This window comes from Pseudomonas chlororaphis subsp. chlororaphis (genome assembly GCF_003945765.1).
In the GTDB taxonomy this organism is placed as follows: domain Bacteria; phylum Pseudomonadota; class Gammaproteobacteria; order Pseudomonadales; family Pseudomonadaceae; genus Aquipseudomonas; species Aquipseudomonas chlororaphis.
Genome location: NZ_CP027712.1, coordinates 5,428,897 through 5,454,944 on the forward strand (window position 1 = coordinate 5,428,897; position 26,048 = coordinate 5,454,944).

Annotated in this window: 25 protein-coding genes; 17 read left to right on the forward strand and 8 right to left on the reverse strand. The window is 61.8% G+C overall.

The annotated features are described in order from the left end of the window. Window positions 1-19 precede the first annotated feature (19 nt). Together C4K27_RS24510 and C4K27_RS24515 are read right to left on the reverse strand one after the other, a co-directional pair. The gene (locus C4K27_RS24510; protein WP_009045364.1) at window positions 20-1,237 is read right to left on the reverse strand and encodes an argininosuccinate synthase; all 1,218 of its coding nucleotides are present in this window, start codon (window positions 1,235-1,237) and stop codon (window positions 20-22) included. Window positions 1,238-1,366: 129 nt separating this feature from the next. Next, window positions 1,367-2,275, reverse strand: a complete 909-nt coding sequence (locus C4K27_RS24515) for a flagellar protein MotY (protein WP_053262447.1) — start codon at window positions 2,273-2,275, stop codon at window positions 1,367-1,369. Window positions 2,276-2,431: 156 nt separating this feature from the next. Between C4K27_RS24515 and pyrC the strand changes: the two genes are divergently transcribed. After that, window positions 2,432-3,478 (forward strand): dihydroorotase, encoded by a 1,047-nt coding sequence (gene pyrC, locus C4K27_RS24520; RefSeq protein ID WP_053262448.1) that lies wholly within the window; start codon window positions 2,432-2,434, stop codon window positions 3,476-3,478. After that, entirely contained in the window at window positions 3,475-4,149 is a 675-nt protein-coding gene (gene rnt, locus C4K27_RS24525) for a ribonuclease T (RefSeq protein WP_053262449.1), read from the forward strand. Before pyrC ends, rnt begins: the two co-directional genes overlap by 4 nt. Window positions 4,150-4,219: 70 nt before the next feature. Here rnt and C4K27_RS24530 read toward each other — a convergent pair whose 3' ends face one another. After that, entirely contained in the window at window positions 4,220-4,822 is a 603-nt protein-coding gene (locus C4K27_RS24530; protein ID WP_007922432.1) for a peroxiredoxin, read from the reverse strand. A 326-nt stretch (window positions 4,823-5,148) separates the two neighbouring features. Here C4K27_RS24530 and C4K27_RS24535 point away from each other — a divergent pair, with 326 nt between their 5' ends. Together C4K27_RS24535 and bfr are read left to right on the forward strand one after the other, a co-directional pair. Further along, window positions 5,149-5,367 (forward strand): bacterioferritin-associated ferredoxin, encoded by a 219-nt coding sequence (locus C4K27_RS24535; protein ID WP_007922430.1) that lies wholly within the window; start codon window positions 5,149-5,151, stop codon window positions 5,365-5,367. 201 nt (window positions 5,368-5,568) lie between these two features. Then, window positions 5,569-6,042, forward strand: a complete 474-nt coding sequence (gene bfr, locus C4K27_RS24540) for a bacterioferritin (RefSeq protein ID WP_053262450.1) — start codon at window positions 5,569-5,571, stop codon at window positions 6,040-6,042. A 121-nt stretch (window positions 6,043-6,163) separates the two neighbouring features. On the opposite strand, the gene grxD is transcribed toward bfr, so the two are convergent. The 3 genes from grxD to C4K27_RS24555 form a co-directional block, all read right to left on the reverse strand. After that, window positions 6,164-6,502 (reverse strand): Grx4 family monothiol glutaredoxin, encoded by a 339-nt coding sequence (gene grxD / locus C4K27_RS24545; protein ID WP_007922425.1) that lies wholly within the window; start codon window positions 6,500-6,502, stop codon window positions 6,164-6,166. A 96-nt stretch (window positions 6,503-6,598) separates the two neighbouring features. Next, window positions 6,599-8,707 (reverse strand): molybdopterin oxidoreductase family protein, encoded by a 2,109-nt coding sequence (locus tag C4K27_RS24550; protein ID WP_053262451.1) that lies wholly within the window; start codon window positions 8,705-8,707, stop codon window positions 6,599-6,601. Window positions 8,708-8,833: 126 nt separating this feature from the next. Further along, window positions 8,834-9,127 (reverse strand): PlzR type 4 pili assembly inhibitor, encoded by a 294-nt coding sequence (locus C4K27_RS24555; RefSeq protein ID WP_007922422.1) that lies wholly within the window; start codon window positions 9,125-9,127, stop codon window positions 8,834-8,836. Between the two features lie 506 nt (window positions 9,128-9,633). Between C4K27_RS24555 and argF the strand changes: the two genes are divergently transcribed. Together argF and C4K27_RS24565 are read left to right on the forward strand one after the other, a co-directional pair. Beyond that, complete coding sequence (argF, locus tag C4K27_RS24560) at window positions 9,634-10,554, forward strand: ornithine carbamoyltransferase (protein WP_009045370.1); 921 nt, start codon at window positions 9,634-9,636, stop codon at window positions 10,552-10,554. Continuing rightward, window positions 10,551-11,660 carry an ABC transporter ATP-binding protein gene (locus C4K27_RS24565; RefSeq protein ID WP_053262452.1) on the forward strand — a complete coding sequence of 370 codons (1,110 nt, stop codon included), beginning with the start codon at window positions 10,551-10,553 and terminating at the stop codon, window positions 11,658-11,660. The genes argF and C4K27_RS24565 overlap by 4 nt, the downstream gene beginning before the upstream one ends. Before the next feature lie 43 nt (window positions 11,661-11,703). Here the strand turns inward: C4K27_RS24565 and C4K27_RS24570 are convergent, their stop codons facing one another. After that, window positions 11,704-12,486, reverse strand: a complete 783-nt coding sequence (locus C4K27_RS24570) for a PhzF family phenazine biosynthesis protein (RefSeq protein WP_053262453.1) — start codon at window positions 12,484-12,486, stop codon at window positions 11,704-11,706. 116 nt (window positions 12,487-12,602) lie between these two features. After that, the gene (gene ybaK, locus C4K27_RS24575) at window positions 12,603-13,073 is read right to left on the reverse strand and encodes a Cys-tRNA(Pro) deacylase (protein WP_053262454.1); all 471 of its coding nucleotides are present in this window, start codon (window positions 13,071-13,073) and stop codon (window positions 12,603-12,605) included. Window positions 13,074-13,447: 374 nt separating this feature from the next. Here ybaK and C4K27_RS24580 point away from each other — a divergent pair, with 374 nt between their 5' ends. From C4K27_RS24580 to C4K27_RS24630, 11 genes are all read left to right on the forward strand, one after another. Further along, window positions 13,448-14,299, forward strand: coding sequence for an MIP/aquaporin family protein (locus C4K27_RS24580; protein ID WP_007922415.1), 852 nt, complete (start codon window positions 13,448-13,450; stop codon window positions 14,297-14,299). Window positions 14,300-14,377: 78 nt separating this feature from the next. Further along, entirely contained in the window at window positions 14,378-15,883 is a 1,506-nt protein-coding gene (gene glpK / locus C4K27_RS24585; RefSeq protein ID WP_009045375.1) for a glycerol kinase GlpK, read from the forward strand. 95 nt (window positions 15,884-15,978) lie between these two features. Next, window positions 15,979-16,734, forward strand: coding sequence for a DeoR/GlpR family transcriptional regulator (locus tag C4K27_RS24590; protein WP_007922413.1), 756 nt, complete (start codon window positions 15,979-15,981; stop codon window positions 16,732-16,734). A gap of 294 nt (window positions 16,735-17,028) precedes the next feature. Then, complete coding sequence (gene glpD / locus C4K27_RS24595) at window positions 17,029-18,567, forward strand: glycerol-3-phosphate dehydrogenase (RefSeq protein WP_053262455.1); 1,539 nt, start codon at window positions 17,029-17,031, stop codon at window positions 18,565-18,567. A gap of 435 nt (window positions 18,568-19,002) precedes the next feature. Beyond that, entirely contained in the window at window positions 19,003-19,917 is a 915-nt protein-coding gene (locus C4K27_RS24600) for a glutamate/aspartate ABC transporter substrate-binding protein (protein WP_009045377.1), read from the forward strand. A gap of 189 nt (window positions 19,918-20,106) precedes the next feature. Further along, window positions 20,107-20,853 (forward strand): amino acid ABC transporter permease, encoded by a 747-nt coding sequence (locus tag C4K27_RS24605; protein WP_007927137.1) that lies wholly within the window; start codon window positions 20,107-20,109, stop codon window positions 20,851-20,853. Then, window positions 20,853-21,524 carry an amino acid ABC transporter permease gene (locus tag C4K27_RS24610; protein WP_007927139.1) on the forward strand — a complete coding sequence of 224 codons (672 nt, stop codon included), beginning with the start codon at window positions 20,853-20,855 and terminating at the stop codon, window positions 21,522-21,524. Before C4K27_RS24605 ends, C4K27_RS24610 begins: the two co-directional genes overlap by 1 nt. After that, on the forward strand, window positions 21,521-22,255 hold the full coding sequence (locus C4K27_RS24615; protein WP_007927141.1) for an amino acid ABC transporter ATP-binding protein: 735 nt from the start codon (window positions 21,521-21,523) through the stop codon (window positions 22,253-22,255). Before C4K27_RS24610 ends, C4K27_RS24615 begins: the two co-directional genes overlap by 4 nt. Before the next feature lie 145 nt (window positions 22,256-22,400). Next, complete coding sequence (aauS, locus tag C4K27_RS24620) at window positions 22,401-24,302, forward strand: two-component sensor histidine kinase AauS (protein ID WP_053262456.1); 1,902 nt, start codon at window positions 22,401-22,403, stop codon at window positions 24,300-24,302. Then, window positions 24,299-25,624, forward strand: coding sequence for a two-component response regulator AauR (gene aauR, locus C4K27_RS24625; RefSeq protein WP_053262457.1), 1,326 nt, complete (start codon window positions 24,299-24,301; stop codon window positions 25,622-25,624). The genes aauS and aauR overlap by 4 nt, the downstream gene beginning before the upstream one ends. A gap of 28 nt (window positions 25,625-25,652) precedes the next feature. Next, window positions 25,653-25,982, forward strand: coding sequence for a GlpM family protein (locus tag C4K27_RS24630; protein ID WP_162235143.1), 330 nt, complete (start codon window positions 25,653-25,655; stop codon window positions 25,980-25,982). Window positions 25,983-26,048 lie beyond the last annotated feature (66 nt).

Below are 26,048 nucleotides of genomic sequence, written 5' to 3' on the forward strand. Positions count from 1 at the left end.
TTTAAAACGACTCAAGGCATCAGAACAGAGTCCGCCCCTTGTTGGCCGCAATACGCATGCGCAGGGCATTGAGCTTGATGAAGCCAGCCGCATCCGCCTGGTTGTAGGCGCCGCCGTCTTCTTCGAAGGTCGCAATGTTGGCATCGAACAGCGACTCATCGGACTTGCGACCGGTGACGATCACATTGCCCTTGTACAGCTTCAGGCGAACCACGCCGTTCACGTGGGCCTGGGAGGCGTCGATCATCTGTTGCAGCATCAGACGCTCAGGGCTCCACCAGTAGCCGGTGTAGATCAGGCTGGCGTACTTGGGCATCAGCTCGTCTTTCAAGTGAGCGACTTCACGATCCAGGGTGATCGATTCGATCGCCCGGTGAGCGCGCAGCATGATGGTGCCGCCAGGGGTTTCGTAGCAGCCGCGGGACTTCATGCCGACATAGCGGTTTTCCACGATGTCCAGACGACCGATGCCGTTTTCACCGCCGATGCGGTTCAGGGTCGCCAGCACGGTGGCCGGGGTCATCTCGACGCCGTCGATCGCCACGATGTCGCCGTTGCGGTAGGTCAGCTCGATGTAGGTCGGGGTGTTGGGAGCCTTCTCCGGGGAGACGGTCCAGCGCCACATGTCTTCTTCGTGCTCGGTCCAGGTGTCTTCCAGCACGCCGCCTTCATAGGAGATGTGCAGCAGGTTGGCATCCATCGAGTACGGGGATTTCTTCTTGCCGTGACGTTCGATCGGGATCGCGTGCTTCTCGGCATAGTCCATCAGCTTCTCGCGGGACAGCAGGTCCCACTCACGCCAAGGAGCAATCACTTTCACCCCTGGTTTCAAAGCGTAGGCGCCCAGTTCGAAACGAACCTGGTCGTTGCCCTTGCCGGTAGCGCCGTGGGAAATGGCGTCGGCACCGGTTTCGTTGGCGATCTCGATCAGGCGCTTGGCGATCAACGGACGAGCGATGGAGGTACCCAGCAGGTACTCACCTTCGTAAACGGTGTTGGCGCGGAACATCGGGAAAACGAAATCGCGGACGAACTCTTCGCGCAGATCGTCGATGTAGATCTCTTTCACGCCCATGGCTTGCGCCTTGGCACGTGCAGGTTCGACCTCTTCGCCCTGACCCAGGTCAGCGGTGAACGTCACCACTTCACAGTTATAAGTATCCTGCAGCCACTTGAGGATCACCGAAGTGTCCAGGCCGCCGGAATACGCCAGAACGACCTTGTTTACGTCCGCCATGCCATCACTCCACGGGGTTCTACGGAAAGCCGTCAAGTCTACCGATCAACGCGGATAATTTACAGAGGCGCGACAGCTTATGACGACGAAGCGACAGATTATGTCGAGCGGGCGACGACGACAGCCGTTTCAGGAAGTCGCCGCGGCATTGGCGGGGGCAGCGGCCTGGGGTGCCGGTTTTTCCGCGACCGGGACACGTTGCAGCTGTACGTTGACCCGACGATTCTTGGCCCGGTTCGCCGCATTGGTGTTGGGCGCCAACGGGTAGCGCTCACCGTGGAAACGCATCTCGATCTGCGACTCGGGAATGCCATTGGCCTTGAAGAACTCCATCACCGCCAGCGCCCGGCGCCGCGACAGGTCACGGTTGGTCAAGCGGTTGCCGCTATTGTCCGAGTGGCCATCGAGCTGGATGTGATTGACCGTCGGATCGGCCTTGAGAAACTCGAGCATCACCTGCAGCCTGGCCTTGGCTTTGGCGTCCAGGTCGATGCCGCCCCCGGGGAAGCCGACCTCGGATTGCCTGACCTGATCGAAATTCTTCGGCAGCAACTTGGCGACACAGCGTTGGTAGTCGCCATACGCCTTGCTGAACTTGACCGGCAACAAGCGCACCTCGGACACCCCACCCTCGCGGGAGTAGTGGCGAACCACCGGGCTGCGCCCATCCATCAATCCACCGATCAGTCGCCCGGCCTGCAGTTGCGAGCTGTTGAACAGCACATCGCCGCTGCCGAGCCGTACCGAACCCAGGTTGATGTCGCCCCGTCCCGGCTGCCACGGCGCGGCCGCTGCGAGCAGCATGGCCGAACCGCCAGCGAGCATCGGGTTGTAGGCCTTGAGGCGAAAGGTCGCCTGCTCGCCGGCGCGACGCACGAACTCCCCGGAACCGAAATCGGTGATCGGCTGGCTCAGACGGCACTCGAATTTATCGCCTTCGACCGTCCACTCAATGCTCTCCAGACGGGTCTGGAAAGTCAGCGCCATCGCGGGAAGGCAGGCGAACACACTGAGCAAGGCTAGATAACGCTGGCGCACGGGAGGCTCCACTGACTTGTACATCACGAAAATCGAAATGCCTGTTTACGGCATACCTTCGGGATATCGGAAGCTTCACGCAAAACTTGATAGCGAGTGCCTGGAAGAGTCTTTTCCGGTAGCATTCACTGGAGTTTGACCCGCCTGGAATCCCCAATGTCCGACCGCCTGACCCTGCTGCGTCCCGACGACTGGCATATTCATCTTCGCGATGGTGCCGTGTTGACCAATACTGTCGCGGATGTCGCGCGCACCTTTGGCCGCGCCATCATCATGCCTAACCTGGTACCTCCAGTGCGCAACGCCGCTGAAGCCGATGCCTATCGCCAGCGCATTCTCGCTGCGCGGCCGGCCGGCAGCCGCTTCGAGCCGCTGATGGTGCTCTACCTTACCGATCGCACCCAGCCCGAAGAAATTCGCGCGGCCAAGGCCAGTGGTTTCGTCCATGCCGCCAAGCTCTACCCGGCCGGTGCGACCACCAACTCGGACTCGGGCGTCACCAGCATCGACAAGATCTTCCCGGCGCTGGAGGCCATGGCCGAAGTCGGCCTGCCGCTGCTGATCCACGGTGAAGTCACCCGCGGTGAAGTCGACGTGTTCGACCGCGAGAAGCTGTTCATCGACGAGCACATGCGCCGTGTCGTCGAGCGATTCCCGACGCTCAAGGTGGTGTTCGAACACATCACCACCCGTGACGCCGTGCAGTTCGTCAATGAGGCCTCGGCCAACGTTGGCGCGACCATCACCGCCCATCACCTGCTGTACAACCGCAACCACATGCTGGTTGGCGGCATTCGCCCGCACTTTTATTGCCTGCCGATTCTCAAGCGCAACGTGCACCAGGAAGCGCTGCTCGACGCCGCCGCCAGCGGCAGCCAGAAGTTCTTCCTTGGCACCGACTCCGCGCCCCACGCCCAGCATGCCAAAGAAGCGGCCTGCGGCTGTGCCGGCTGCTACACCGCCTATGCCGCGATCGAGTTGTACGCCGAAGCCTTCGAACAGCGCAACGTGCTGGACAAGCTGGAAGCCTTTGCCAGCCTCAACGGCCCACGCTTCTATGGCCTGCCGGCCAACACCGATCGCATCACCCTGGTTCGTGAAGAATGGACCGCCCCTGCCAGCCTGCCTTTCGGCGAGCTGACCGTCATCCCGCTGCGCGCCGGTGAAAAACTGCGCTGGCGCCTGCTGGAGGAACACGCGTGAGTGAAGACCATTTCGACGACGAGCAGGACGGTCACAACGGTGGTGGCTCGCGTCATCCAATGGCGGCACGCTTTCGTGGTTACCTGCCGGTAGTCGTCGACGTTGAAACCGGTGGTTTCAACTCGGCCACCGACGCCTTGCTGGAAATTGCCGCGACCATCATCGGCATGGACGAAAAGGGCTTCGTGTTCCCCGAACACACCCTGTTTTTCCGCGTAGAGCCTTTCGAAGGCGCCAACATCGAAGCCGCGGCGCTGGAGTTCACCGGGATCAAGCTCGACCATCCGCTGCGCATGGCCGTCAGTGAAGAAAGCGCGCTGAACGATATCTTCCGCAGCGTGCGCAAGGCCCTGAAGGCCAACGGCTGCAAGCGCGCGATCCTGGTCGGGCACAACAGCAGCTTCGACCTGGGCTTCCTCAACGCGGCTGTCGCGCGCCTGGACATGAAGCGCAACCCGTTTCATCCGTTCTCCAGCTTCGACACCGCGACGCTTGCCGGCCTGGCTTATGGCCAAACCGTGCTGGCCAAGGCGTGCCAGGCTGCCGATATCGACTTCGATGGCCGTGAGGCGCACTCCGCCCGCTACGACACCGAGAAGACTGCCGACCTGTTCTGCGGCATCGTCAATCGCTGGAAGGAAATGGGCGGCTGGCAAGACTTCAACGACTGATACCGTCACTGAACGACCGCGCATAAAAAAACCGGCCCTGGGGCCGGTTTTTTTATGAGTGAAGCGCGGCTTACAGCTTGCCGGCGTTCTCGCTCAGGTAAGCAGCAACGCCTTCTGGCGAAGCAGTCATACCCTTGTCGCCTTTCTTCCAGTTGGCCGGGCAGACTTCGCCGTGCTCTTCGTGGAACTGCAGAGCGTCGACCAGACGGATCAGCTCTTCCATGTTACGGCCCAGCGGCAGGTCGTTAACGATCTGCGAACGAACGACACCTTTGTCGTCGATCAGGAACGCGCCACGGAAAGCCACGCCGCCTTCGGACTCAACGTCGTAGGCCTTGGCGATGTCGTGCTTCATGTCGGCAGCCATGATGTACTGGACCTGACCGATGCCACCGGCATTGATCGGGGTATTGCGCCAGGCGTTGTGGGTGAAGTGCGAGTCGATCGAAACAGCGATCACTTCAACGTTGCGTGCCTTGAAGTCAGCCATGCGGTGGTCCAGGGCGATCAGCTCGGACGGGCAGACGAAGGTGAAGTCCAGCGGGTAGAAGAACACCAGGCCGTATTTGCCTTTGATGGCCGAGGACAGGGTGAAGCTGTCGACGATTTCGCCATTGCCGAGAACGGCGGGAACGGTGAAGTCAGGGGCTTGTTTGCCTACGAGTACGCTCATTGGATATCTCCTGGTGTGATCGAATGAAGAATGAGATCCAGCCCAGTTTGCCGCCGCCAAGCGACAGCCCTGTGACTCGATCCCGCTTCGTAAGGACCGCACATCATACACCGCGTTTTTGAGCTGTCCTTAGTGGTTTTTCCATCCCCTGGGTTCAGGCCGCAAAAAAGCCGCCCTGCTGGACAGCTCGTCACCCGTGCTAGAAAAAACCGTTCGTCTGCCAGATACGCATCTGGCAAAAAGCCCCAGGAAACCACTTTGACAATCATTCTCGTTAACATTAAGATCCGTCGCATTGAGCCATAACCAACGACGGTTCTCACCTTATGTATGTCTGCCTCTGCACTGGCGTCACCGACGGACAAATCCGCGATGCAATCTACGACGGTTGCTGCAGCTATCGTGAAGTACGCCAAGCGACCGGCGTGGCCAGTCAATGTGGCAAATGTGCCTGCCTCGCCAAGCAGGTGGTACGTGAAACCCTGACCGAACTGCAAAGCAGCCAGCCAGCGATTCCTTACCCAGTAGAATTTAATGTTGCGTAATTAACGCCATTTAAAAGAGCCGGACTTCATGTCCGGCTTTTTTATGCCTGTAATTCAATCGCTTAGCATCAAAACGCGGAACACAAACATTCTTATTCCGATTAATTTTCATATATTATTCAATAACTTAGGTTTGACACTAATCATCGTGCGGCTCAGACTCTGCCTTATATACCGCTAATTACAGGGCAGGACCCCATCATGAAAGGCGACGTCACAGTCATCCAGCATCTCAACAAGATCCTTGCCAATGAACTGGTCGCGATCAATCAGTACTTCCTGCACGCACGCATGTATGAAGACTGGGGCCTGAACAAGCTGGGCAAGCACGAATACCACGAGTCCATCGACGAGATGAAGCATGCGGACAAGCTGATCAAGCGCATCCTCTTCCTCGAAGGCCTGCCGAACGTCCAGGACCTGGGCAAGCTGCAGATCGGCGAACACACCAAGGAAATGCTCGAGTGCGACCTGCGCATCGAGCGTACCGGCCACGCCGACCTGAAAGCCGCCATCGCCCATTGCGAATCGGTTGGCGACTTCGGTAGCCGCGAGCTGCTGGAAGACATCCTGGAATCGGAAGAAGAACATATCGACTGGCTGGAAACCCAACTGGGCCTGATCGATAAAGTCGGCCTGGAGAACTACCTGCAATCGCAGATGGGCGACGAGTAACTCCCCTCAAGGTTCAGCCCATGAAAAAGCCCCGCCTCTCTCATGAGGGCGGGGCTTTTTATTGTGTGGACAAACCCACACAACTTGCAGGAGCGAACTTGTCGCTCCTGCAAGGGGCAAATCAGGCTTCGGTCTTGGCAGCAGCTTTTTCGGCGGCGGCCTTGATCAGGGTCTGCAACTCACCATTGGCAAACATCTCAGCCATGATGTCGCTGCCGCCGACCAGCTCGCCGGCTACCCACAGTTGCGGGAAAGTAGGCCAGTTGGCGTATTTAGGCAGGTTGGCGCGGATTTCCGGGTTCTGCAGGATGTCCACGTAAGCGAACTTCTCACCACACCCCATCACGGCCTGAGCGGCTTTCGCGGAGAAGCCACACTGCGGGGCATTCGGCGAGCCTTTCATGTAAAGCAGAATGGTGTTGTTGGCAATCTGCTCTTTAATAGTTTCGATGATATCCATGGAGCACCTCGGCTGAACTTTCCGACTCTGTTGTCGACACGGTGGCGCATTGTAACGGAAAGCCGAGCGCCATGCTCGGCCTCTCCGACAGACTCCTCAGGCCGCCTCCACCGTCACCGGCACGCCATTGAGCGCCGCATTGCCCGATAGCTCGTCCAACTGACGCTCGTCGGTCAGGTCATTGGCACTCGACCCGGGTTGGGCCGTGGCGATGCTCATCTGCACCCCCGGCCGACCATGCCCCCAGCCATGGGGCAGGCTGACCACCCCGGGCATCATCTCGCTGCTGGCAAGGACTTCCACCTCGATCGCCCCGACCCGCGAACTGACCCGCACGCGCTGTCCGTCAGTCAGCCCTCGCCGGGCCAGATCAGCGGGATTCATCAGCAACTGGTGTCGCGGCTTGCCCTTCACCAACCGATGGTAGTTGTGCATCCACGAATTATTACTGCGTACATGGCGCCGGCCGATCATCACCAGCTCATCCGCTGCCGGAGCCTGCAACGCGGCAAAGCGCTCGAGGTCCGCCATGATCGCCGCGGGAGCGGCCTGTACCCGACGGTTCTCGGTTTTCAGGCGTGCTGCCAGGTTGGGCTTGAGCGGCCCCAGGTCGATCCCGTGGGGGTGGTCGGCCAGCGTCGCCATCGACAGATTGAACCCGGACGCCTCGCCATACCGCCCCGCTCGTAGCCCCCTGTCGATCATCTGTGCCGGCGGCACGGTCGGCTTGAGCTCCTTGCCGGTCCGCGCGGCGAAGGCCCTGGCCAGGCCGACGAAGATTTCCCAGTCATGCAGCGCGCCTTCCGGCTTGGGCAGGATCGCCCGATTGAAGCGGCTGACATTGCGCACCGCGAACATATTGAACGTGGTGTCGTAGTGATCGTTCTCCAGGGCCGAGGTCGATGGCAGGATCAGGTCCGCATAACGGGTGGTTTCGTTGATGTACAGGTCGATACTGAGCATGAACTCCAGGCCCTCCAGCGCCTGCTCCAACTGCCGTCCATTGGGAGTGGAGAGCACCGGATTGCCGGCCACCGTGATCAGCGCCCGCACCTGCCCTTCGCCTGCGGTCAGCATTTCTTCGGCCAGGGCCGAGACCGGCAGTTCGCCGCCATATTCAGGGCGTCCGGAAACCCGGCTTTGCCAAGCATTGAAGTGCCCGCCCGAAGTCGCCGCCACCAGATCCACCGCCGGCTCGGTGCACAGAGCACCGCCGACCCGGTCGAGGTTGCCGGTCACCAGGTTGAGCAGTTGCACCAGCCAATGGCAGAGGGTACCGAACGACTGGGTGGACACGCCCATCCGGCCATAACACACCGCCCTGTCCGCTGCGGCGAAGTCGCGCGCCAACTGGCGGATCCGCTGCGCCGGCACCGAACACAAAGGACTCATGGCTTCGGCACTGAAACGGGAAATGGCCTCACGCACCTCGGCCAGGCCGTCCACCGGCAGATGGCTGTCACGCGTCAGCCCCTGCGCGAAAATCGTATGCAGCATACCGAATAGCAGCGCCACATCCCCGCCGGGACGGACAAACACATGCTGGTCGGCCATGACCGCCGTCTCGCTGCGCCGTGGGTCGACCACCACCACTTTGCCGCCTCGTGCCTGGATCGCCTTCAGGCGCTTCTCCACGTCCGGCACGGTCATGATGCTGCCGTTGGACGCCAGCGGGTTGCCGCCCAGGATCAGCATGAAATCGGTGTTATCGATATCCGGGATCGGCAGCAGCAACCCATGGCCATACATCAGGTAGCTGCTCAAGTGCTGCGGTAATTGGTCCACCGAGGTGGCGGAAAAGCGGTTCTGGGTTTTCAGCAGGCCGAGGAAATAGTTGCTGTGGGTCATCAACCCATAGTTGTGCACGCTGGGATTGCCCTGATAGACCGCCACTGCATTGTTGCCGTGCCGCTCCTGGATCGCCGCCAGGTGCTCGGCCACCAGCGTAAAGGCCTCGTCCCACTCGATCGCCTGCCAATCGCCGCCGACCCTGCGCATGGGCTGGCGCAGCCGATCCGGGTCGTTCTGGATGTCCTGCAGCGCCACCGCCTTGGGGCAGATATGGCCGCGGCTGAAACTGTCCTGGGCATCGCCCTTGATCGAGGTGATCTGCGGGCCGGCGCCGTCGACTTCAGTGGTTTCGATGGTCAAGCCGCAGATGGCTTCACACAGGTGGCAGGCACGGTGATGGAGAGTCTTGGTCATGGCCAGTCTCTATTTTATTCGGGGCGGCCAGCGTCAGGCCGCGGGAACAAAACTATGGTGCCAGACCGGCATCAGCACCAGAGACGTTCGTCTTGTGAATCGGCAAGCATCAAGCCAGCCGATGACTCAGTTGGAGGGCAGCCTCGGTGGATCGTCCTGTCGGGCGATCGGCGTCATGCCGTCCATCGGCGCCTCACCGCCCTGCACCCCGCTGAATTCGGCAAGCAGCCGCCAATGCTCATCGAGATTGCTGCTGATGGTCAGCATGCGCTCGATCATCTGTCGCGCGGCGTTGCGCGTGGTGCTGTCCTCGCTGCGTAGCAACTCGAATGACATCGAGGTGATCGATGCCGTCAGGTCGGTCAGGGTTCGCGTCGTCAACCCCAACAGTGTCTTCAGTTGCTGTTCTTTCGAATCCATTCCAAGCACTTCCCTGTTGCCGGTGCGCATTTATAACCCCAGCCCTTTGCCTGAGGAAATATTTCTGCCGAGATCCCCTGCCGCGAACCTTTCCATTTCCCGCCCGGCTCGAAGTACCCAAGAGCCAGGTAGAGAAAAACCCAGCCCGCGCCAGCCATATGCCTGATAGCGGCATGCGCCACGAGGCGCGTTGCAAAGCGGCCAAGGCGCAGTGTACAAATGCTGCTGCGGACCTATGCAAAGTGGATTGACTCCACATCCGACTGGGCCCATCTGAACATGCTGTAAAACGTCACGAATGGCCCACTTTTTGGCCCAGGCCACTCGCTGCAAGTGGTGAAAGCCTTAGAAACCAAGCCTGCTATTGGTAAGACGCGACATTTAATTATAAGATCGCGCCTTCCCCTATTTCGTCGCCCCGTGCGGCTTTCGCCGCAGGTCTCGCCCGTTTCTCGATAAGACAAGGCTTTGAGTATCTGCGGTCTGTTGCAAAAAGGTAGTTAATGATGAGCGCAAGGCACTTTCTCTCCCTGATGGATTGCACGCCCGAAGAGCTGGTCAGCGTGATTCGTCGAGGCATCGAGCTGAAGGACCTGCGTAACCGCGGCGTACTCTTCGAGCCCCTGAAAAACCGCGTTCTCGGGATGATTTTCGAGAAGTCGTCTACCCGCACCCGCCTGTCCTTCGAAGCCGGCATGATCCAGCTCGGCGGCCAGGCAATCTTCCTGTCCCCGCGCGACACCCAACTGGGTCGCGGCGAGCCGATCAGCGACTGCGCCATCGTCATGTCGCGCATGCTCGACGCGGTGATGATCCGTACCTTTGCCCACAGCACCCTGACCGAGTTCGCGGCCAACTCCCGCGTACCGGTGATCAACGGCCTGTCCGACGACCTGCACCCGTGCCAGTTACTGGCCGACATGCAAACCTTCCTCGAGCACCGCGGCTCGATCCAGGGCAAGACCGTGGCCTGGATCGGCGACGGCAACAACATGTGCAACAGCTATATAGAAGCGGCGATCCAGTTCGACTTCCAGCTGCGCATCGCCTGCCCCGAAGGCTACGACCCCAACCCTGAATTCGTCGCCCGCGCCGGCGACCGGGTGAGCATCGTGCGCGATCCGCAAGACGCGGTGATCGGCGCCCATCTGGTGAGCACCGATGTCTGGACCTCCATGGGCCAGGAAGAAGAAACCGCCCTGCGTCTCAAGCTGTTCGCGCCGTTCCAGGTCAATCGCGCGCTGCTCGACCTGGCCGCCGAAGACGTGCTGTTCATGCACTGCCTGCCCGCCCACCGCGGCGAAGAAATCAGCCTCGACCTGCTGGACGACCCGCGCTCCGTGGCGTGGGACCAGGCAGAAAACCGTCTCCACGCACAAAAGGCCCTGCTCGAGTTTCTGGTCGAGCCGGCGTACCACCACGCATGAGCCAGCCATTACTGCTTAACCTGCGCAATCTCGCCTGCGGCTACCAGGACCAACGGGTCGTGCAGAACCTCAACCTGCACCTCAACGCCGGCGATATCGGTTGCCTGCTCGGTTCCTCCGGCTGCGGCAAGACCACCACCCTGCGCGCGATTGCCGGTTTCGAGCCGGTGCACGAAGGTGAAATCCAGCTGGCCGGCGAAACCATCTCCAGCGCCGGCTTCACCCTGGCGCCGGAGCGCCGGCGGATCGGCATGGTGTTCCAGGACTACGCCCTGTTCCCGCACCTGAGCGTGGCGGACAACATTGCCTTCGGCATCCGCAAGCACCCGCAGAAGAACCGGGTGGTCGAGGAACTGCTGGAACTGGTCAACTTGAAGAACCTCGGCAAGCGTTTCCCTCATGAGCTGTCCGGCGGCCAGCAACAGCGCGTCGCACTGGCCCGGGCCCTGGCGCCGGAGCCGCAGTTGCTGCTGCTCGACGAACCCTTCTCCAACCTCGATGGCGAACTGCGGCGCAAGCTCAGTCACGAAGTGCGCGACATCCTCAAGGCGCGGGGCACCAGTGCGATCCTGGTGACCCACGACCAGGAAGAAGCCTTCGCCGTCAGCGATCACGTAGGCGTGTTCAAGGAAGGTCGCCTGGAGCAATGGGACACGCCGTACAACCTCTATCACGAACCGCTGACACCGTTCGTGGCGAGCTTTATCGGCCAGGGCTATTTCATCCGTGGCCAGCTGGACAGCCCGGAATCGGTGCAGACCGAACTCGGTGTACTGCGCGGCAACCGTGCCTACACCTGGCCCCCTGGCGGCGCGGTGGATGTACTGCTACGCCCGGACGACATCGTTTATGCACCAGACAGCGACCTCAAGGCGCGGATCGTCGGCAAGAGTTTCCAGGGCGCGTCGACCCTGTACCGCCTGCAACTGCCGACCGGCAGCCAGCTCGAGTCGATCTTCCCAAGCCATGCCGATCATCTGATAGGCGCTGACGTCGGAATCCGCGTCGCCGCCGAACACCTGGTGCTGTTCCAGGCCTCCGGCAGCACCGCGGCGCAACTGCCACAGTCTGAATCGGGCGTCCGCCGCTACAGCAGCGCCCACTGATCCAGCGGATACCGCAGGCGCCGCTCAACCGGCGCCTGCGGTTTCAATCCAGGAACAGCTTGCCACTGGCCACCAGCGTCGCCTGGCCGCCAATCTTCACCCGCGCCCCTTCCAGCCGACAGAACAACGCCCCTCCGCGCTTCGAGCATTGATAGGCCGTCAGGCTCGTCTTATCCAAGCGTTCGGCCCAGTACGGAATCAGGGCGCAGTGGGTTGACCCGGTGACCGGGTCTTCGTTGACGCCAATGGCCGGCGCGAAATAGCGCGAGACAAAATCATGCTGGCTGCCCTGCGCGGTCACGATCGCGCCAGGCCAGGGCAGCTTGGCCAGCGCCGCCATGTCCGGCTGACAGTCGAGCACCGCCTGCTCGGACTCCAGCACCGCGAACAACTCGTTGGCCCCCAGTAACGCCACGACCCTCGTGCCCAAAACGCGCTCCAGCTGTTCGCGGCCGTCGATCGCGCGCGGTGCGCGAACCGGGAAATCCAGCCAAATCTGCGCATCTTCGCGACTGACGCTCAAGGGGCCTGACTGGCAGACGAAGTCGATACGCGGCCCCGGCTCGCCATATACCTCGAACAGCACATGGGCGCTGGCAAGGGTGGCATGGCCGCACAAGGCGATTTCAGTGGTCGGGGTAAACCAGCGGATACGCCAGTCTTGAGGCTCGCGCACGACAAAAGCGGTCTCCGCCAGGTTGTGCTCGGCGGCAATGTTCTGCATCAACTCATCGGCCGGCCAGGCCGGCAGTCGATAGACCATCGCCGGGTTGCCGCTGAACGGACGATCGCTGAACGCGTCGACCTGATGAAACTCAAGCTGCATAAACATTTCTCCTTGAACATGCCGCGCAAGCATGGGGCTGCCCGTCCAGGCGCCGACAGCCACAGAGAAAGTTATTTTTTGCCATACAGCGCCGATACTTATCGGCGCACTGGCGGTCAGTCGCGCCCGATATCGGCGAATGCCGCCTGGGTGTGCTCGGCCAGCACGGCGGCCGAGAGTTCGACCTCAAGCCCACGCCGACCGGCGCTGACGAAGATGCTGGGAAAAGGTTGCGCGCTGTTATCGATGAAGGTGCGCAAGCGCTTTTTCTGGCCCAAGGGGCTGATCCCGCCCAGCAGGTAACCGGTCGCTCGCTGCGCCGCAGCCGGGTCGGCCATCTCGGTTTTTTTCACCCCCGCCGCGTGCGCCAGGGCCTTGAGGTCGAGACTTCCGACGACCGGCACCACGGCCACCAGCAATTCGCCCTTTTCACTGCTGGCCAGCAGCGTCTTGAACACCTGAGCCGGGTCGAGGCCGAGCTTTTCCGCCGCCTCCAGACCATAGGAGGCCGCCTTCGGGTCGTGTTCATAACTGTGCACCCGATGTTCGGCGCGAACTTTTTTCAGCAGATCCAGTGCAGGGGTCATGGCAACTCCATAGGCAGGGAAAAGAACACCGGCGATTCTAGGATATCCACTAATAAAAGGCTCTATTCCAAGGCCCATCCCCCAGCACAAGCAGCCGCCGGCACCAGGCTGGCCGCGCCTTTTGCGCAAAACCCATGCGCTTCCCGCAGGATCATTCACACGACTGATAGTTATAAAATGACTAACGGTTCACTTTCGACCTTTGACAGTAATGTTTCTTGTCTATATTTTTTCGTTTGCGAATATCATGTGGTAGATCCAACAGCCGTACCCAGCAGTAAGCCGCGTCCAGGATGGGGATCCTGCCGACGGTGAAAATCGCGCTCGGCGCCCTTCACGCCAGTGCCAGACAACAACAAAAACCGAGGTTTTCCATGACAACTGCGTTACAACAACCGTCACTCTCCGGCCAGTGCATGGCCGAGTTCCTGGGTACAGCCTTGTTGATCTTCTTCGGCACCGGTTGCGTCGCCGCGCTCAAGGTCGCGGGTGCCAGCTTCGGCCTGTGGGAAATCAGCGTCATCTGGGGGATCGGCGTGAGCATGGCGATCTATCTCACCGCCGGCGTTTCCGGCGCGCACCTCAACCCCGCGGTCAGCATCGCGCTGTGCATCTTTGCCGACTTCGAGAAACGCAAACTGCCGTTCTACATCGTCTCCCAGATCGCCGGCGCCTTCTGCGCGGCGCTGCTGGTCTACACGCTGTACAGCAACCTGTTCTTCGATTACGAACAAGCCCACCAGATGGTCCGCGGCTCCCAGGCCAGCCTTGAACTGGCGTCGGTATTCTCCACCTATCCCAACCCGGCGCTGTCCACCGCCCAGGCGTTCCTGGTCGAAGTGGTGATTACCGCGATCCTGATGGGCGTGATCATGTCCCTGACTGACGACAACAACGGCTTGCCGCGCGGCCCGATGGCGCCACTGCTGATCGGCCTGCTGATCGCCGTGATCGGCAGCGCGATGGGGCCGCTGACTGGTTTCGCGATGAACCCGGCGCGGGATTTTGGCCCTAAACTGATGACATTCTTCATGGGTTGGGGCGAGGTTTCCTTTACCGGCGGCCGCGACATTCCGTACTTCCTGGTTCCGATCTTCGCGCCGATTATCGGTGCCTGCCTCGGCGCCGTGGCTTACCGCGGGCTGATTGCCCGCCACCTGCCAACCGTCGCCCCAGCTCCAACGGATGCCGAAAAAGCCATTGACGGCAAAGTAAGAACTTCTTGAAACCGGCGGCGCAAGGTCCTGCCCAACCCCGACCTGCGCCTCTTGCCCACTTCCTTATTTTTGTCCAAGGCAATCGACATGACCGACATTCAGAATAAGAACTACATCATTGCCCTCGATCAGGGTACGACCAGCTCGCGCGCGATCATTTTCGATCGCGACGCCAACGTCGTGTGCACCGCCCAGCGCGAATTCGTCCAGCATTACCCGCAAGCCGGCTGGGTCGAACACGACCCGATGGAAATCTTCGCCACCCAGAGCGCGGTGATGGTCGAGGCCCTGGCGCAAGCCGGCCTGCACCATGACCAGGTCGCCGCCATCGGCATCACCAACCAGCGTGAAACCACCGTGGTCTGGGACAAGACCACCGGCCGGCCGATCTACAACGCCATCGTCTGGCAGTGCCGCCGCAGTACCGAGATCTGCCAGCAGCTCAAGCGTGACGGCCTGGAAGAGTACATCCGCGACACCACCGGCCTGGTCACCGACCCGTATTTCTCCGGCACCAAACTGAAGTGGATCCTCGACAACGTCGAAGGCAGCCGCGAACGCGCGCGCAACGGCGAACTGCTGTTCGGCACCGTCGACAGCTGGCTGATCTGGAAATTCACCGGCGGCAAGACCCACGTCACCGACTACACCAACGCCTCGCGCACCATGCTCTTCAACATCCACACCCTGGAGTGGGATGCGAAGATGCTGGAAGTGCTGGATATCCCGCGGGAAATGCTGCCGCAAGTGAAGTCGTCCTCGGAAATCTACGGCCGCACCAAAAGCGGCATCGCCATCGGCGGTATCGCCGGCGACCAGCAGGCGGCGCTGTTCGGCCAGATGTGCGTCGAGCCGGGCCAGGCGAAGAACACCTACGGCACTGGCTGCTTCCTGCTGATGAACACCGGCGACAAGGCGGTCAAGTCCAAGCACGGCATGCTCACCACCATCGCCTGCGGCCCTCGCGGCGAAGTGGCTTATGCCCTGGAAGGCGCGGTGTTCAACGGCGGTTCCACCGTGCAGTGGCTGCGGGACGAACTGAAGATCATCAACGACGCCCACGACACCGAATACTTCGCCAGCAAGGTCAAGGACAGCAACGGCGTGTACCTGGTCCCGGCCTTCACCGGCCTGGGCGCTCCGTACTGGGACCCCTACGCCCGTGGCGCGCTGTTCGGCCTGACCCGTGGCGTGCGCGTGGACCACATCATCCGCGCCGCGCTGGAGTCGATCGCCTACCAGACCCGCGACGTCCTCGACGCCATGCAGCAGGACTCCGGCGAACGCCTCAAGGCCCTGCGCGTGGACGGCGGTGCGGTGGCCAACAACTTCCTCATGCAGTTCCAGGCCGACATCCTCGGCACCCAGGTCGAGCGCCCGCAAATGCGCGAAACCACGGCCCTGGGCGCGGCCTACCTGGCAGGCCTGGCCTGCGGTTTCTGGGGCAGTCTGGAAGAGCTGCGCGGCAAGGCGGTGATCGAGCGCGAGTTCGAACCACAGCTGGCCGAAACCGAGAAGGAAAAGCTCTACGCCGGCTGGAAAAAAGCCGTCAGCCGCACCCGCGACTGGGAACCGCACGAAGGCGCTGAATAAGCCAAGTCGCGGATTCGTATCGGGTTGTAACTGGTCGGGAGCGGATTCCTGCGGCATCATGGGCAAATTTTGCATGGCAGCCCAAAGGAAGCCCCATGAATCTGCCTCCCCGTCAGCAGCAAATCCTCGAACTGGTCCGCGAACGCGGCTATGTCAGCATCGAGGAAATGGCCCAGCTGTTCGTCGTTACACCGCAAACCATCCGCCGCGATATCAACCAACTGGCGGAAGTGAACCTGTTGCGCCGCTACCATGGCGGCGCAGCCTACGACTCCAGTGTCGAAAACACCGCCTACGCCATGCGCGCCGACCAGATGCGCGATGAGAAACAACGCATCGGCGAAGCCATCGCCGCGCAGATCCCCGATCACGCCTCGCTGTTCATCAATATCGGTACCACCACCGAATCCATTGCCCGGGCGCTGCTCAATCACAGCCACCTGAAGATCATCACCAACAACCTGCACGTGGCTTCCATGCTCAGCGCCAAGGACGACTTCGACGTGCTGCTGACCGGCGGCAACGTGCGTCGCGATGGCGGTGTGGTCGGCCAGGCCAGCGTCGACTTCATCAACCAGTTCAAGGTCGACTTTGCCCTGGTCGGCATCAGCGGTATCGACGAAGACGGCAGCCTGCTGGACTTCGACTACCAGGAAGTGCGGGTGTCCCAGGCGATCATCGCCAATGCCCGGCAGGTGATCCTGGCCGCCGACTCCAGCAAGTTCGGGCGCAATGCCATGATCCGCCTCGGCCCCATCAGCCTGATCGATTGCCTGGTCACCGACCAGCAGCCGGTTCCGGCGCTGACCCAGTTGCTGCAACAGCACAAGATTCGCCTGGAAGTTGTCTGATCCCTCCCCTGTAGCCGCTGCCGCAGGCTGCGATAAGGCCGAAGGCCTTCAGCGAACTGGAGATCCTGCGCCCCCTTCGGGCGCGATCGCAGCCTTCGGTAGCGGCTACAGATCCCCCTTACGCAAGCCGCGGACACCTCGCGTCCGACAATGTTCGTAAATTTTCCTTTCCCTGCCTTTCGATGAGTTTTTTCAATCGAATCCCGCTGGCTGTCGGCGTGTTTCTGCGCTAGTATTTTCGCAAATGAACATTAATGTTCGATTTCAAATACCAGAAGAACACGAGGCCAGTCGATGCCCACTTCCACCTTGCCCGCGCCCCCTCTCGCCGAGATTTATGACATTGCCGTGATCGGTGGTGGGATCAATGGTGTCGGCATCGCCGCCGATGCCGCCGGGCGTGGCCTGTCCGTGTTCCTTTGCGAAAAAGACGACCTGGCCAGCCATACCTCCTCGGCCAGCAGCAAGCTGATCCACGGTGGCCTGCGCTACCTCGAACATTACGAATTCCGTCTGGTGCGCGAAGCCCTGGCCGAACGCGAAGTGCTGCTGGCCAAGGCCCCGCATATCGTCAAGCCCATGCGTTTCGTCCTGCCGCACCGCCCGCACCTGCGTCCGGCGTGGATGATCCGCGCCGGCCTGTTCCTTTATGACCACCTGGGCAAGCGGGAAAAACTCGCCGGTTCCAAGAGCCTCAAGTTCGGTGCCGACAGCCCGCTGAAAGCCGAGATCACCAAAGGCTTCGAATACTCCGACTGCTGGGTCGACGACGCCCGCCTGGTGGTGTTGAACGCCATGGCCGCCCGCGAAAAAGGCGCCCACGTGCACACCCAGACCCGCTGCATCAGCGCCCGCCGCAGCAAGGGCATGTGGCACCTGCACCTGGAGCGCGCCGACGGCAGCCTGTTCTCGATTCAAGCCAAGGCCCTGGTGAACGCCGCCGGCCCATGGGTCGCCAAGTTCATCAAGGACGACCTGAAGCTGGATTCGCCTTACGGCATCCGCCTGATCCAGGGCAGCCACCTGATCGTGCCGAAGCTGTACGAAGGCGAACATGCGCACATCCTGCAGAACGAAGACCAGCGCATCGTCTTCACCATTCCGTACCTGAACCACTTCACCCTGATCGGCACCACCGACCGCGAGTACACCGGTGACCCGGCGAAGGTGGCGATTACCGAAGGCGAAACCGACTACATCCTGAAAGTGGTCAACGCCCATTTCAAGAAGCAGCTGAGCCGCCAGGACATCGTGCACACCTACTCCGGCGTGCGCCCGCTGTGCAACGACGAATCCGACAACCCGTCGGCCGTGACCCGCGACTACACCCTGGCGCTGTCCGGTAATGCCGACGAAGCGCCGCTGCTGTCGGTGTTCGGCGGCAAGCTGACCACCTACCGCAAGCTGGCCGAATCGGCCATGGCCCAGCTGACGCCGTTCTTCAAGGGCATCAAGCCGAGCTGGACCGCCCACTCGACCCTGCCCGGCGGCGAAGACATGACCACCCCGCAGGCACTGGCCGAAGCGATTCGCCAGAAGTTCGACTGGGTACCCAGCGAAATCGCCCGCCGCTGGGCCACCAGCTACGGCAGCCGCACCTGGCGCCTGCTGGAAGGCGTACACAGCCTGAGCGACCTGGGCGAGCACCTGGGTGGAGGCCTGTACACCCGTGAAGTCGATTACCTGTGCAGCGAAGAATGGGCGGTCAATGCCCAGGACATCCTGTGGCGCCGCAGCAAGCTGGGGCTGTTCACGACCCCGGCAGAGCAGGAAAAACTGCAGCACTACCTGCAGAAGGTCGAGCAGAACCGGGCGAAGATCGAGGCCGCCTGATCGCCCGTCCTATAAAGAAGCCCCCGCGCCACACGGCCCGGGGGCTTTTTCATGGCCGCGGCGTCTGTAGGAGCAAGGCTTGCCCGCGATCCGCGCAACGCGGTGCAACAGGATCAGCGCGGTGATGCCATCGTGGGCAAGCCTCGCTCCTACGGGGATGAGCCCGGCCCTGCAGGGCATTCGGTTTTCCGAACGCGACTTTCGGGTCAATTCGGATAACCGGATAAAGACCGCCGACAATATCCACCATAAATATTTAATAGCCTTTCAAATCAAGGTCTTGATACGGATCAGCTGGCCTGGCACGACTCATGCTCTACACTCTTCGACGAATGCCTGATGGGCCAACACACATCAGGAGCCGTCAAGGCATTCGCTGTATAAGAGAGCCGTCGAACTGGCTTCATAAAAAAAACAAATGTCGAGGAAATATTGATGCGCATCGTTCCCCATCTGTTGGGCGCAGCCATTGCTGCTGCTCTGATTAGCACTCCAGTGGTCGCCGCCGAACTCACCGGCACGCTGAAGAAAATCAAAGACTCCGGCACCATCACCCTCGGACATCGCGACGCTTCCATTCCGTTCTCCTACATCGCGGATGCATCCGGCGTTCCAGTCGGCTACTCCCACGACATCCAGCTGAAAATCGTCGAAGCCATCAAGAAAGACCTCGACATGCCGGATCTCAAGGTCAAATACAACCTGGTTACCTCGCAGACCCGTATCCCGCTGGTGCAGAACGGCACCGTGGACGTCGAGTGCGGTTCCACCACCAACAACGTCGAGCGTCAGCAGCAGGTCGACTTCTCCGTCGGCATCTTCGAGATCGGCACCCGCCTGCTGTCCAAGAAGGATTCGCCTTACAAGGACTTCGCCGACCTGAAGGGCAAGAACGTCGTGACCACCGCCGGCACCACGTCCGAGCGCATCCTCAAGGCGATGAACGCCGACAAGCAGATGGGCATGAACGTGATCTCGGCCAAGGACCATGGCGAGTCCTTCAACATGCTCGAAGGCGGCCGCGCCGTGGCCTTCATGATGGACGACGCGCTGCTGGCCGGTGAAATGGCCAAGGCTCGCAAACCGACCGACTGGGCCGTGACCGGTACCGCGCAATCCTACGAAATCTACGGCTGCATGGTCCGCAAGGGCGACGCCCCGTTCAAGAAGGCCGTGGACGACGCCATCGTCGCCACCTTCAAGTCGGGCGAGATCAACAAGATCTACGACAAATGGTTCCAGTCGCCGATTCCACCAAAAGGCCTGAACCTGATGTTCCCGATGAGCGACGAGCTCAAGGCCCTGATCGCCAACCCGACCGACAAAGCGGCTGACGATAAAAAGTCCTGATTCCTGACTAACCTTGTCTCCTGAAAGGGCGCGGCCCTTTCAGGAGCCTGTCACTACCTGCTGGCTTTTTTTGGAAACACTCGAACCGGTGGTTGTCGAGCCGATCGCGTGTGCCTGGGCGTCATCCAGGCGGGAACGGATTTCCCCAAGCGGGTGCTTGTACATCGATCGATCAGAGGGGAGACCCTAATGAATTACAACTGGGACTGGGGCGTGTTCTTCAAGTCCACCGGCGTGGGCAGCGAGACCTATCTCGACTGGTACATCGCGGGCCTGGGCTGGACCATCGCCATCGCCGTGGTGGCCTGGATCGTCGCGCTGCTGCTGGGCTCGATCCTGGGCGTCATGCGTACCGTGCCGAACCGCCTGGTGTCGGGCATCGCCACCGTCTACGTGGAGATTTTCCGTAACGTACCGCTGCTGGTTCAGCTGTTCATCTGGTACTTCCTGGTGCCGGACCTGCTGCCGCAAAACCTGCAGGACTGGTACAAGCAGGACCTCAACCCGACCACCTCGGCCTACCTGAGCGTCGTCGTGTGCCTGGGCCTGTTCACCGCCGCCCGTGTCTGCGAACAGGTGCGCACCGGCATCCAGGCGCTGCCACGCGGCCAGGAATCCGCGGCCCGCGCCATGGGCTTCAAGCTGCCGCAGATCTACTGGAACGTGCTGCTGCCCCAGGCCTACCGGATCATCATTCCGCCGCTTACCTCGGAATTCCTCAACGTCTTCAAGAACTCCTCCGTGGCCTCGCTGATCGGCCTGATGGAGTTGCTGGCGCAGACCAAGCAGACCGCCGAATTCTCGGCCAACCTGTTTGAAGCCTTCACCCTGGCCACGCTGATCTACTTCACCCTGAACATGAGCCTGATGTTGCTGATGCGCATGGTCGAGAAGAAAGTCGCGGTGCCCGGCCTGATCTCCGTGGGGGGCAAATAATGGAATTCGATTTCACTGGCGTCGTCCCGGCCATTCCCGGCCTGTGGAACGGCATGCTGATGACCCTCAAGCTGATGGCCCTGGGCGTCGTCGGCGGGATCGTCCTCGGCACCATCCTGGCGCTGATGCGCTTGTCCCACAGCAAGCTGCTGTCGAACATCGCCGGCGTCTACGTCAACTACTTCCGCTCCATCCCACTGCTGCTGGTGATCACCTGGTTCTACCTGGCGGTGCCCTTCGTGCTGCGCTGGATCACCGGCGAAGACACCCCGATCGGCGCGTTCGGCTCGTGCATCGTGGCCTTCATGATGTTCGAAGCGGCGTACTTCTGTGAAATCGTCCGCGCCGGCGTGCAGTCGATCCCCAAGGGCCAGATGGGCGCCGCCCAGGCACTGGGCATGAGCTATGGCCAGATGATGCGCCTGATCATCCTGCCCCAGGCGTTCCGCAAGATGACCCCGCTGCTGCTGCAGCAGAGCATCATCCTGTTCCAGGACACCTCGCTGGTGTACACCGTGGGCCTGGTGGACTTCCTCAATGCTTCGCGCTCCAGCGGCGACATCATCGGCCGCTCCAATGAGTTCCTGATCGTTGCCGGTCTGGTGTATTTCACAATCAGCTTTGCCGCCTCGCTGCTGGTCAAGCGTCTGCAAAAAAGGTTTGCCGTATGATCTCTATCAAGAACATCAACAAGTGGTATGGGGACTTCCAGGTGCTGACCGATTGCAGCACCGAGGTCAAGAAAGGCGAAGTGATCGTGGTGTGCGGACCGTCCGGCTCCGGCAAATCCACCCTGATCAAATGCGTCAACGCCCTCGAGCCGTTCCAGAAAGGTGACATCGTGGTCGACGGCACCTCCATCGCCGACCCGAAGACCAACCTGCCGAAACTGCGCTCGCGCGTGGGCATGGTGTTCCAGCACTTCGAGCTGTTCCCACACCTGACCATCACCGAAAACCTGACCATCGCGCAGATCAAGGTGCTGGGCCGCAGCAAGGAAGAAGCCACCAAGAAAGGCCTGCAGTTGCTGGAGCGCGTCGGCTTGTCCGCCCACGCCCACAAGCACCCGGGCCAGTTGTCCGGCGGCCAGCAGCAGCGTGTGGCGATCGCCCGCGCGCTGGCGATGGACCCGATCGTCATGCTGTTCGACGAACCGACTTCCGCGCTCGACCCGGAAATGGTCAACGAAGTGCTGGACGTGATGGTGCAACTGGCTCACGAAGGCATGACCATGATGTGCGTGACCCACGAAATGGGCTTCGCCCGCAAGGTCGCGGACCGGGTGATCTTCATGGACGCCGGCAAAATCATCGAAGACTGCCCGAAAGAGGAATTCTTCGGCGACATCAACGCCCGCTCCGAGCGTGCGCAGCATTTCCTCGAGAAAATCCTGCAGCACTAAAGCACAGCCTGTAGCCGCTGCCGCAGGCTGCGATCGGCTCCGAAGGAGACGTGCTCTTCGGATCCGAAGAAGGTCCTGCGGACCTTATCGCAGCCCACGGCAGCGGCTACAGGAATCGTGCAGTGGTTGACCCAAGGCATCTGTGATGAAATGCGACCCCACTCTCTATCGCGCCGCGCCGCCATCACTCGCCGTGAAACCCCGTCTGATCCGCCACCTGTTCCTGCCGCCACTGGTCATCGCGCTGATGATCGGCCTGGGCTACATCGGCTTCTGGATCAGCGAGCACTACGGCATCCGCAGCCTCAGCGAGAACGGCGAACGCCAGCTGGAACTGCACGCCCACGCGGTCGAAAGCGAGATCAGCAAATACACCTACCTGCCCAGCCTGCTGGAACTCGAATCCAGTGTGTCGCTGCTGCTCAACGACCCGACGCCGGAGCACCGGCAGACCGTCAACAATTACCTCGAAGGCCTGAACCGGCGCAGCCGCAGTCGGGCCATTTACGTGATGGACACCACCGGTCGCGTGCTGGCCACCAGCAACTGGCGCGACGTCGACAGCTACCTGGGTGAAGACCTGTCGTTCCGGGCCTATTTCCAGAATGCCGTGCGCGGCCAGCCCGGGCGCTTCTACGGCATCGGCAGCACCAACGGCGAACCCGGCTACTACCTGGCCCACGGCCTGGAAGAACAGGGCAAGATCATCGGCGTGGCGGTGGTCAAGGTACGCCTGGAGGCCCTGGAAGAACGCTGGCAACGCGCCCGCCTGGAAGGCTTCGTCAGCGACGAGAACGGCATCATCATCCTCTCCAGCGACCCGGCCCGGCGCCTCCGCTCGGTACGCCCGCTGAGCGACGACACCAAGGAACGCCTGGCGCGCAGCCTGCAATATTACTGGTTCACCCTCAACGAACTGGAGCCGCTGGCCCGCGAACGCCTGGCCGAAGGCGTGGAGAAGCTGACCTTCCCGGCCAACACCGAGCTGGTGTCCGACGACAAGGAAATCAGCTACCTGTCCCAGACCCGGCCCCTGAGCGATACGCCCTGGAACTTCACCCTGCTGACCCCGCTCAAGGACCTGCGCCGCGAAGCCATCAACCAGGGCATCCTGGTGGCCGTGGCCTTCGCCCTGGTGGCTTTCCTGCTGATTGCCTGGAACGAGCGGCGCAAGGTCATCGCCACCCGCCTCGCCGCCCGCGAAGCCCTGCAGGAAGCCAACAACCAGCTGGAACGGCGGATCGCCGAACGCACCAGCGACCTGCGCGCCAGCAACGAACGGCTCAAGGGCCAGATCCGCGAACGCCGCCAGGCCGAGGAAACCCTGCGCCGCGCCCAGGACGAACTGGTCCAGGCCGGCAAGCTCGCCGCCATCGGCCAGATGTCCACCAGCATCGCCCATGAACTGAACCAGCCGCTGGCCGCCCTGCGCACCCTGTCCGGCAACACCGTGCGTTTCCTCGAGCGCGGCGCCCTGGATACCGCCAGCACCAACCTCAAGACCATCAACGAACTGATCGACCGCATGGGCCGCATCACCGCCAGCCTGCGTTCCTTCGCCCGTCGTGGCGAGGACCAGGGCGAAGCCAGCCTCGGCAAGGCCGTGGACGCCGCCCTGCAGCTGCTCAACGCGCGCCTGGAAAACCTGCCGCTGCAATTGCACCGCGACTTCAGCGAAGTCCAGGTACGGATCGACCAGACCCGACTGGAGCAGATCCTGGTCAACCTGATCGGCAACGCCCTGGACGCCATGCAGGCCCAGCCGCGACCGGAGCTGTGGCTGGAAGGCGAAAGCGTCGAAGGCAAATACCGCCTGCGGGTGCGCGACAACGGCCATGGCATCGACGCCGAGGCGCGCAAGCATCTGTTCGAACCCTTCTTCACCACCAAACCCGGCGAGCAGGGCCTGGGCCTCGGCCTGACCCTGTCCGCCAGCCTGGCCGCCGCCACGGGTGGCAACCTGGGCGTCGAGCACCCGGCCGACGGCGGTACCGCCTTCGTCCTCAGCCTGCCCCTGGTCAGCCCTACACAAGCCGAGCTGCTATGAACAACGACCTTACCGTCCTGATCGTCGAAGACGACCCCCATGTCCTGCTCGGCTGCCAGCAGGCCCTGGCCCTGGAAGACATTCCCTGCGTCGGCGTCGGCAGCGCCGAAGAAGCCCTGGAGCGGGTCGGCGACAACTTCGCCGGGATCGTCATCAGCGATATCCGCCTGCCGGGCATCGACGGCCTGGAGCTGCTGACCCGCCTCAAGGCCCGTGATCGCAGCCTGCCGGTGGTGCTGATCACCGGCCACGGCGATATCTCCATGGCCGTCGGCGCGATGCAGAAAGGCGCCTATGACTTCATGGAAAAGCCCTTCTCCCCCGAGCGCCTGGTGGACGTCGCCCGGCGCGCCCTGGAGCAGCGCGGGCTGGCCCGGGAAGTGTCGTCGCTGCGCCGCCAGCTGGCCGAGCGCGATTCCCTCGAAGGACGGATCATCGGCCGTTCGCCGGCCATGCAGCACCTGCGGGAGCTGATCGCCAACGTCGCCGACACCTCGGCCAACGTGCTGATCGAAGGCGAGACCGGTACCGGCAAGGAACTGGTCGCCCGTTGCCTGCATGATTTCAGCCGCCGGCACACCCACCAGTTCGTCGCCCTCAACTGCGGCGGCCTGCCGGAAAACCTGTTCGAAAGCGAGATCTTCGGCCACGAGGCCAACGCCTTCACCGGCGCCGGCAAGCGGCGCATCGGCAAGATCGAGCACGCCCACGAAGGCACGCTGTTCCTCGACGAAGTGGAAAGCATGCCGATGAACCTGCAGATCAAACTGCTGCGGGTGTTGCAGGAGCGCACCCTGGAGCGCCTCGGTTCGAACCAGAGCGTGGCGGTGGATTGCCGGGTGATCGCGGCGACCAAGTCCGACCTCGACGAACTGGGGCGCGCCAACCAGTTCCGCAGCGACCTGTATTACCGCCTGAACGTGGTGACCCTGGAGCTGCCACCGTTGCGCGAACGTCGCGAGGACATCCTGCAGCTGTTCGAACACTTCCTGCAGCAATCGTCCCTGCGCTTCGACCGCGCCGCGCCGGAGCTGGACAACCAGACCCTGTCGAACCTGATGAGCCATGACTGGCCAGGCAACGTGCGCGAGTTGCGCAACGTCGCCGAACGTTTTGCCCTGGGCCTGCCGGCGTTCAAGAAGTCCAGCGGCAACGCTGCGCAGGGCCTGGGCTTTGCCGAGGCGGTCGAGGCCTTCGAGCGCAACCTGCTGGGCGACGCCTTGCAACGCAGCGGCGGCAACCTGACCCAGGCCAGCCAGGAACTGGGCATGGCCAAGACCACGCTGTTCGACAAGGTCAAGAAATACGGCCTGAGCCACTAACCAGACTGCGAGAAGTACCGTGGATTTATTGCTCAAAGCCTGCCTGGGCGCCGCCGTGGTGGTGATCCTCGCCGCCCTGGCCAAGACCCGGAATTACTACATCGCCGGCCTGGTGCCGCTGTTCCCGACCTTCGCCCTGATCGCCCACTACATCGTCGGCAAGGGCCGCTCCATCGACGACCTGAAGACCACAATCCTGTTCGGCATGTGGTCGATCATTCCCTACTTCGTGTACCTGGCGACCCTCTACGTGGTGGTCGACCGCCTGCGCCTGGAAACCTCCCTGGCAGTGGCCGCGGTGGCCTGGCTGATGGCCGCCACCGTGCTGGTCAGCGTCTGGGTCCGCGTCCACGCCTGACTCCCCTGTAGCCGCTGCCGCGGGCGGCGATAAGGCCGAAGGTCTTCAGCGATCTCAAGACCTCTG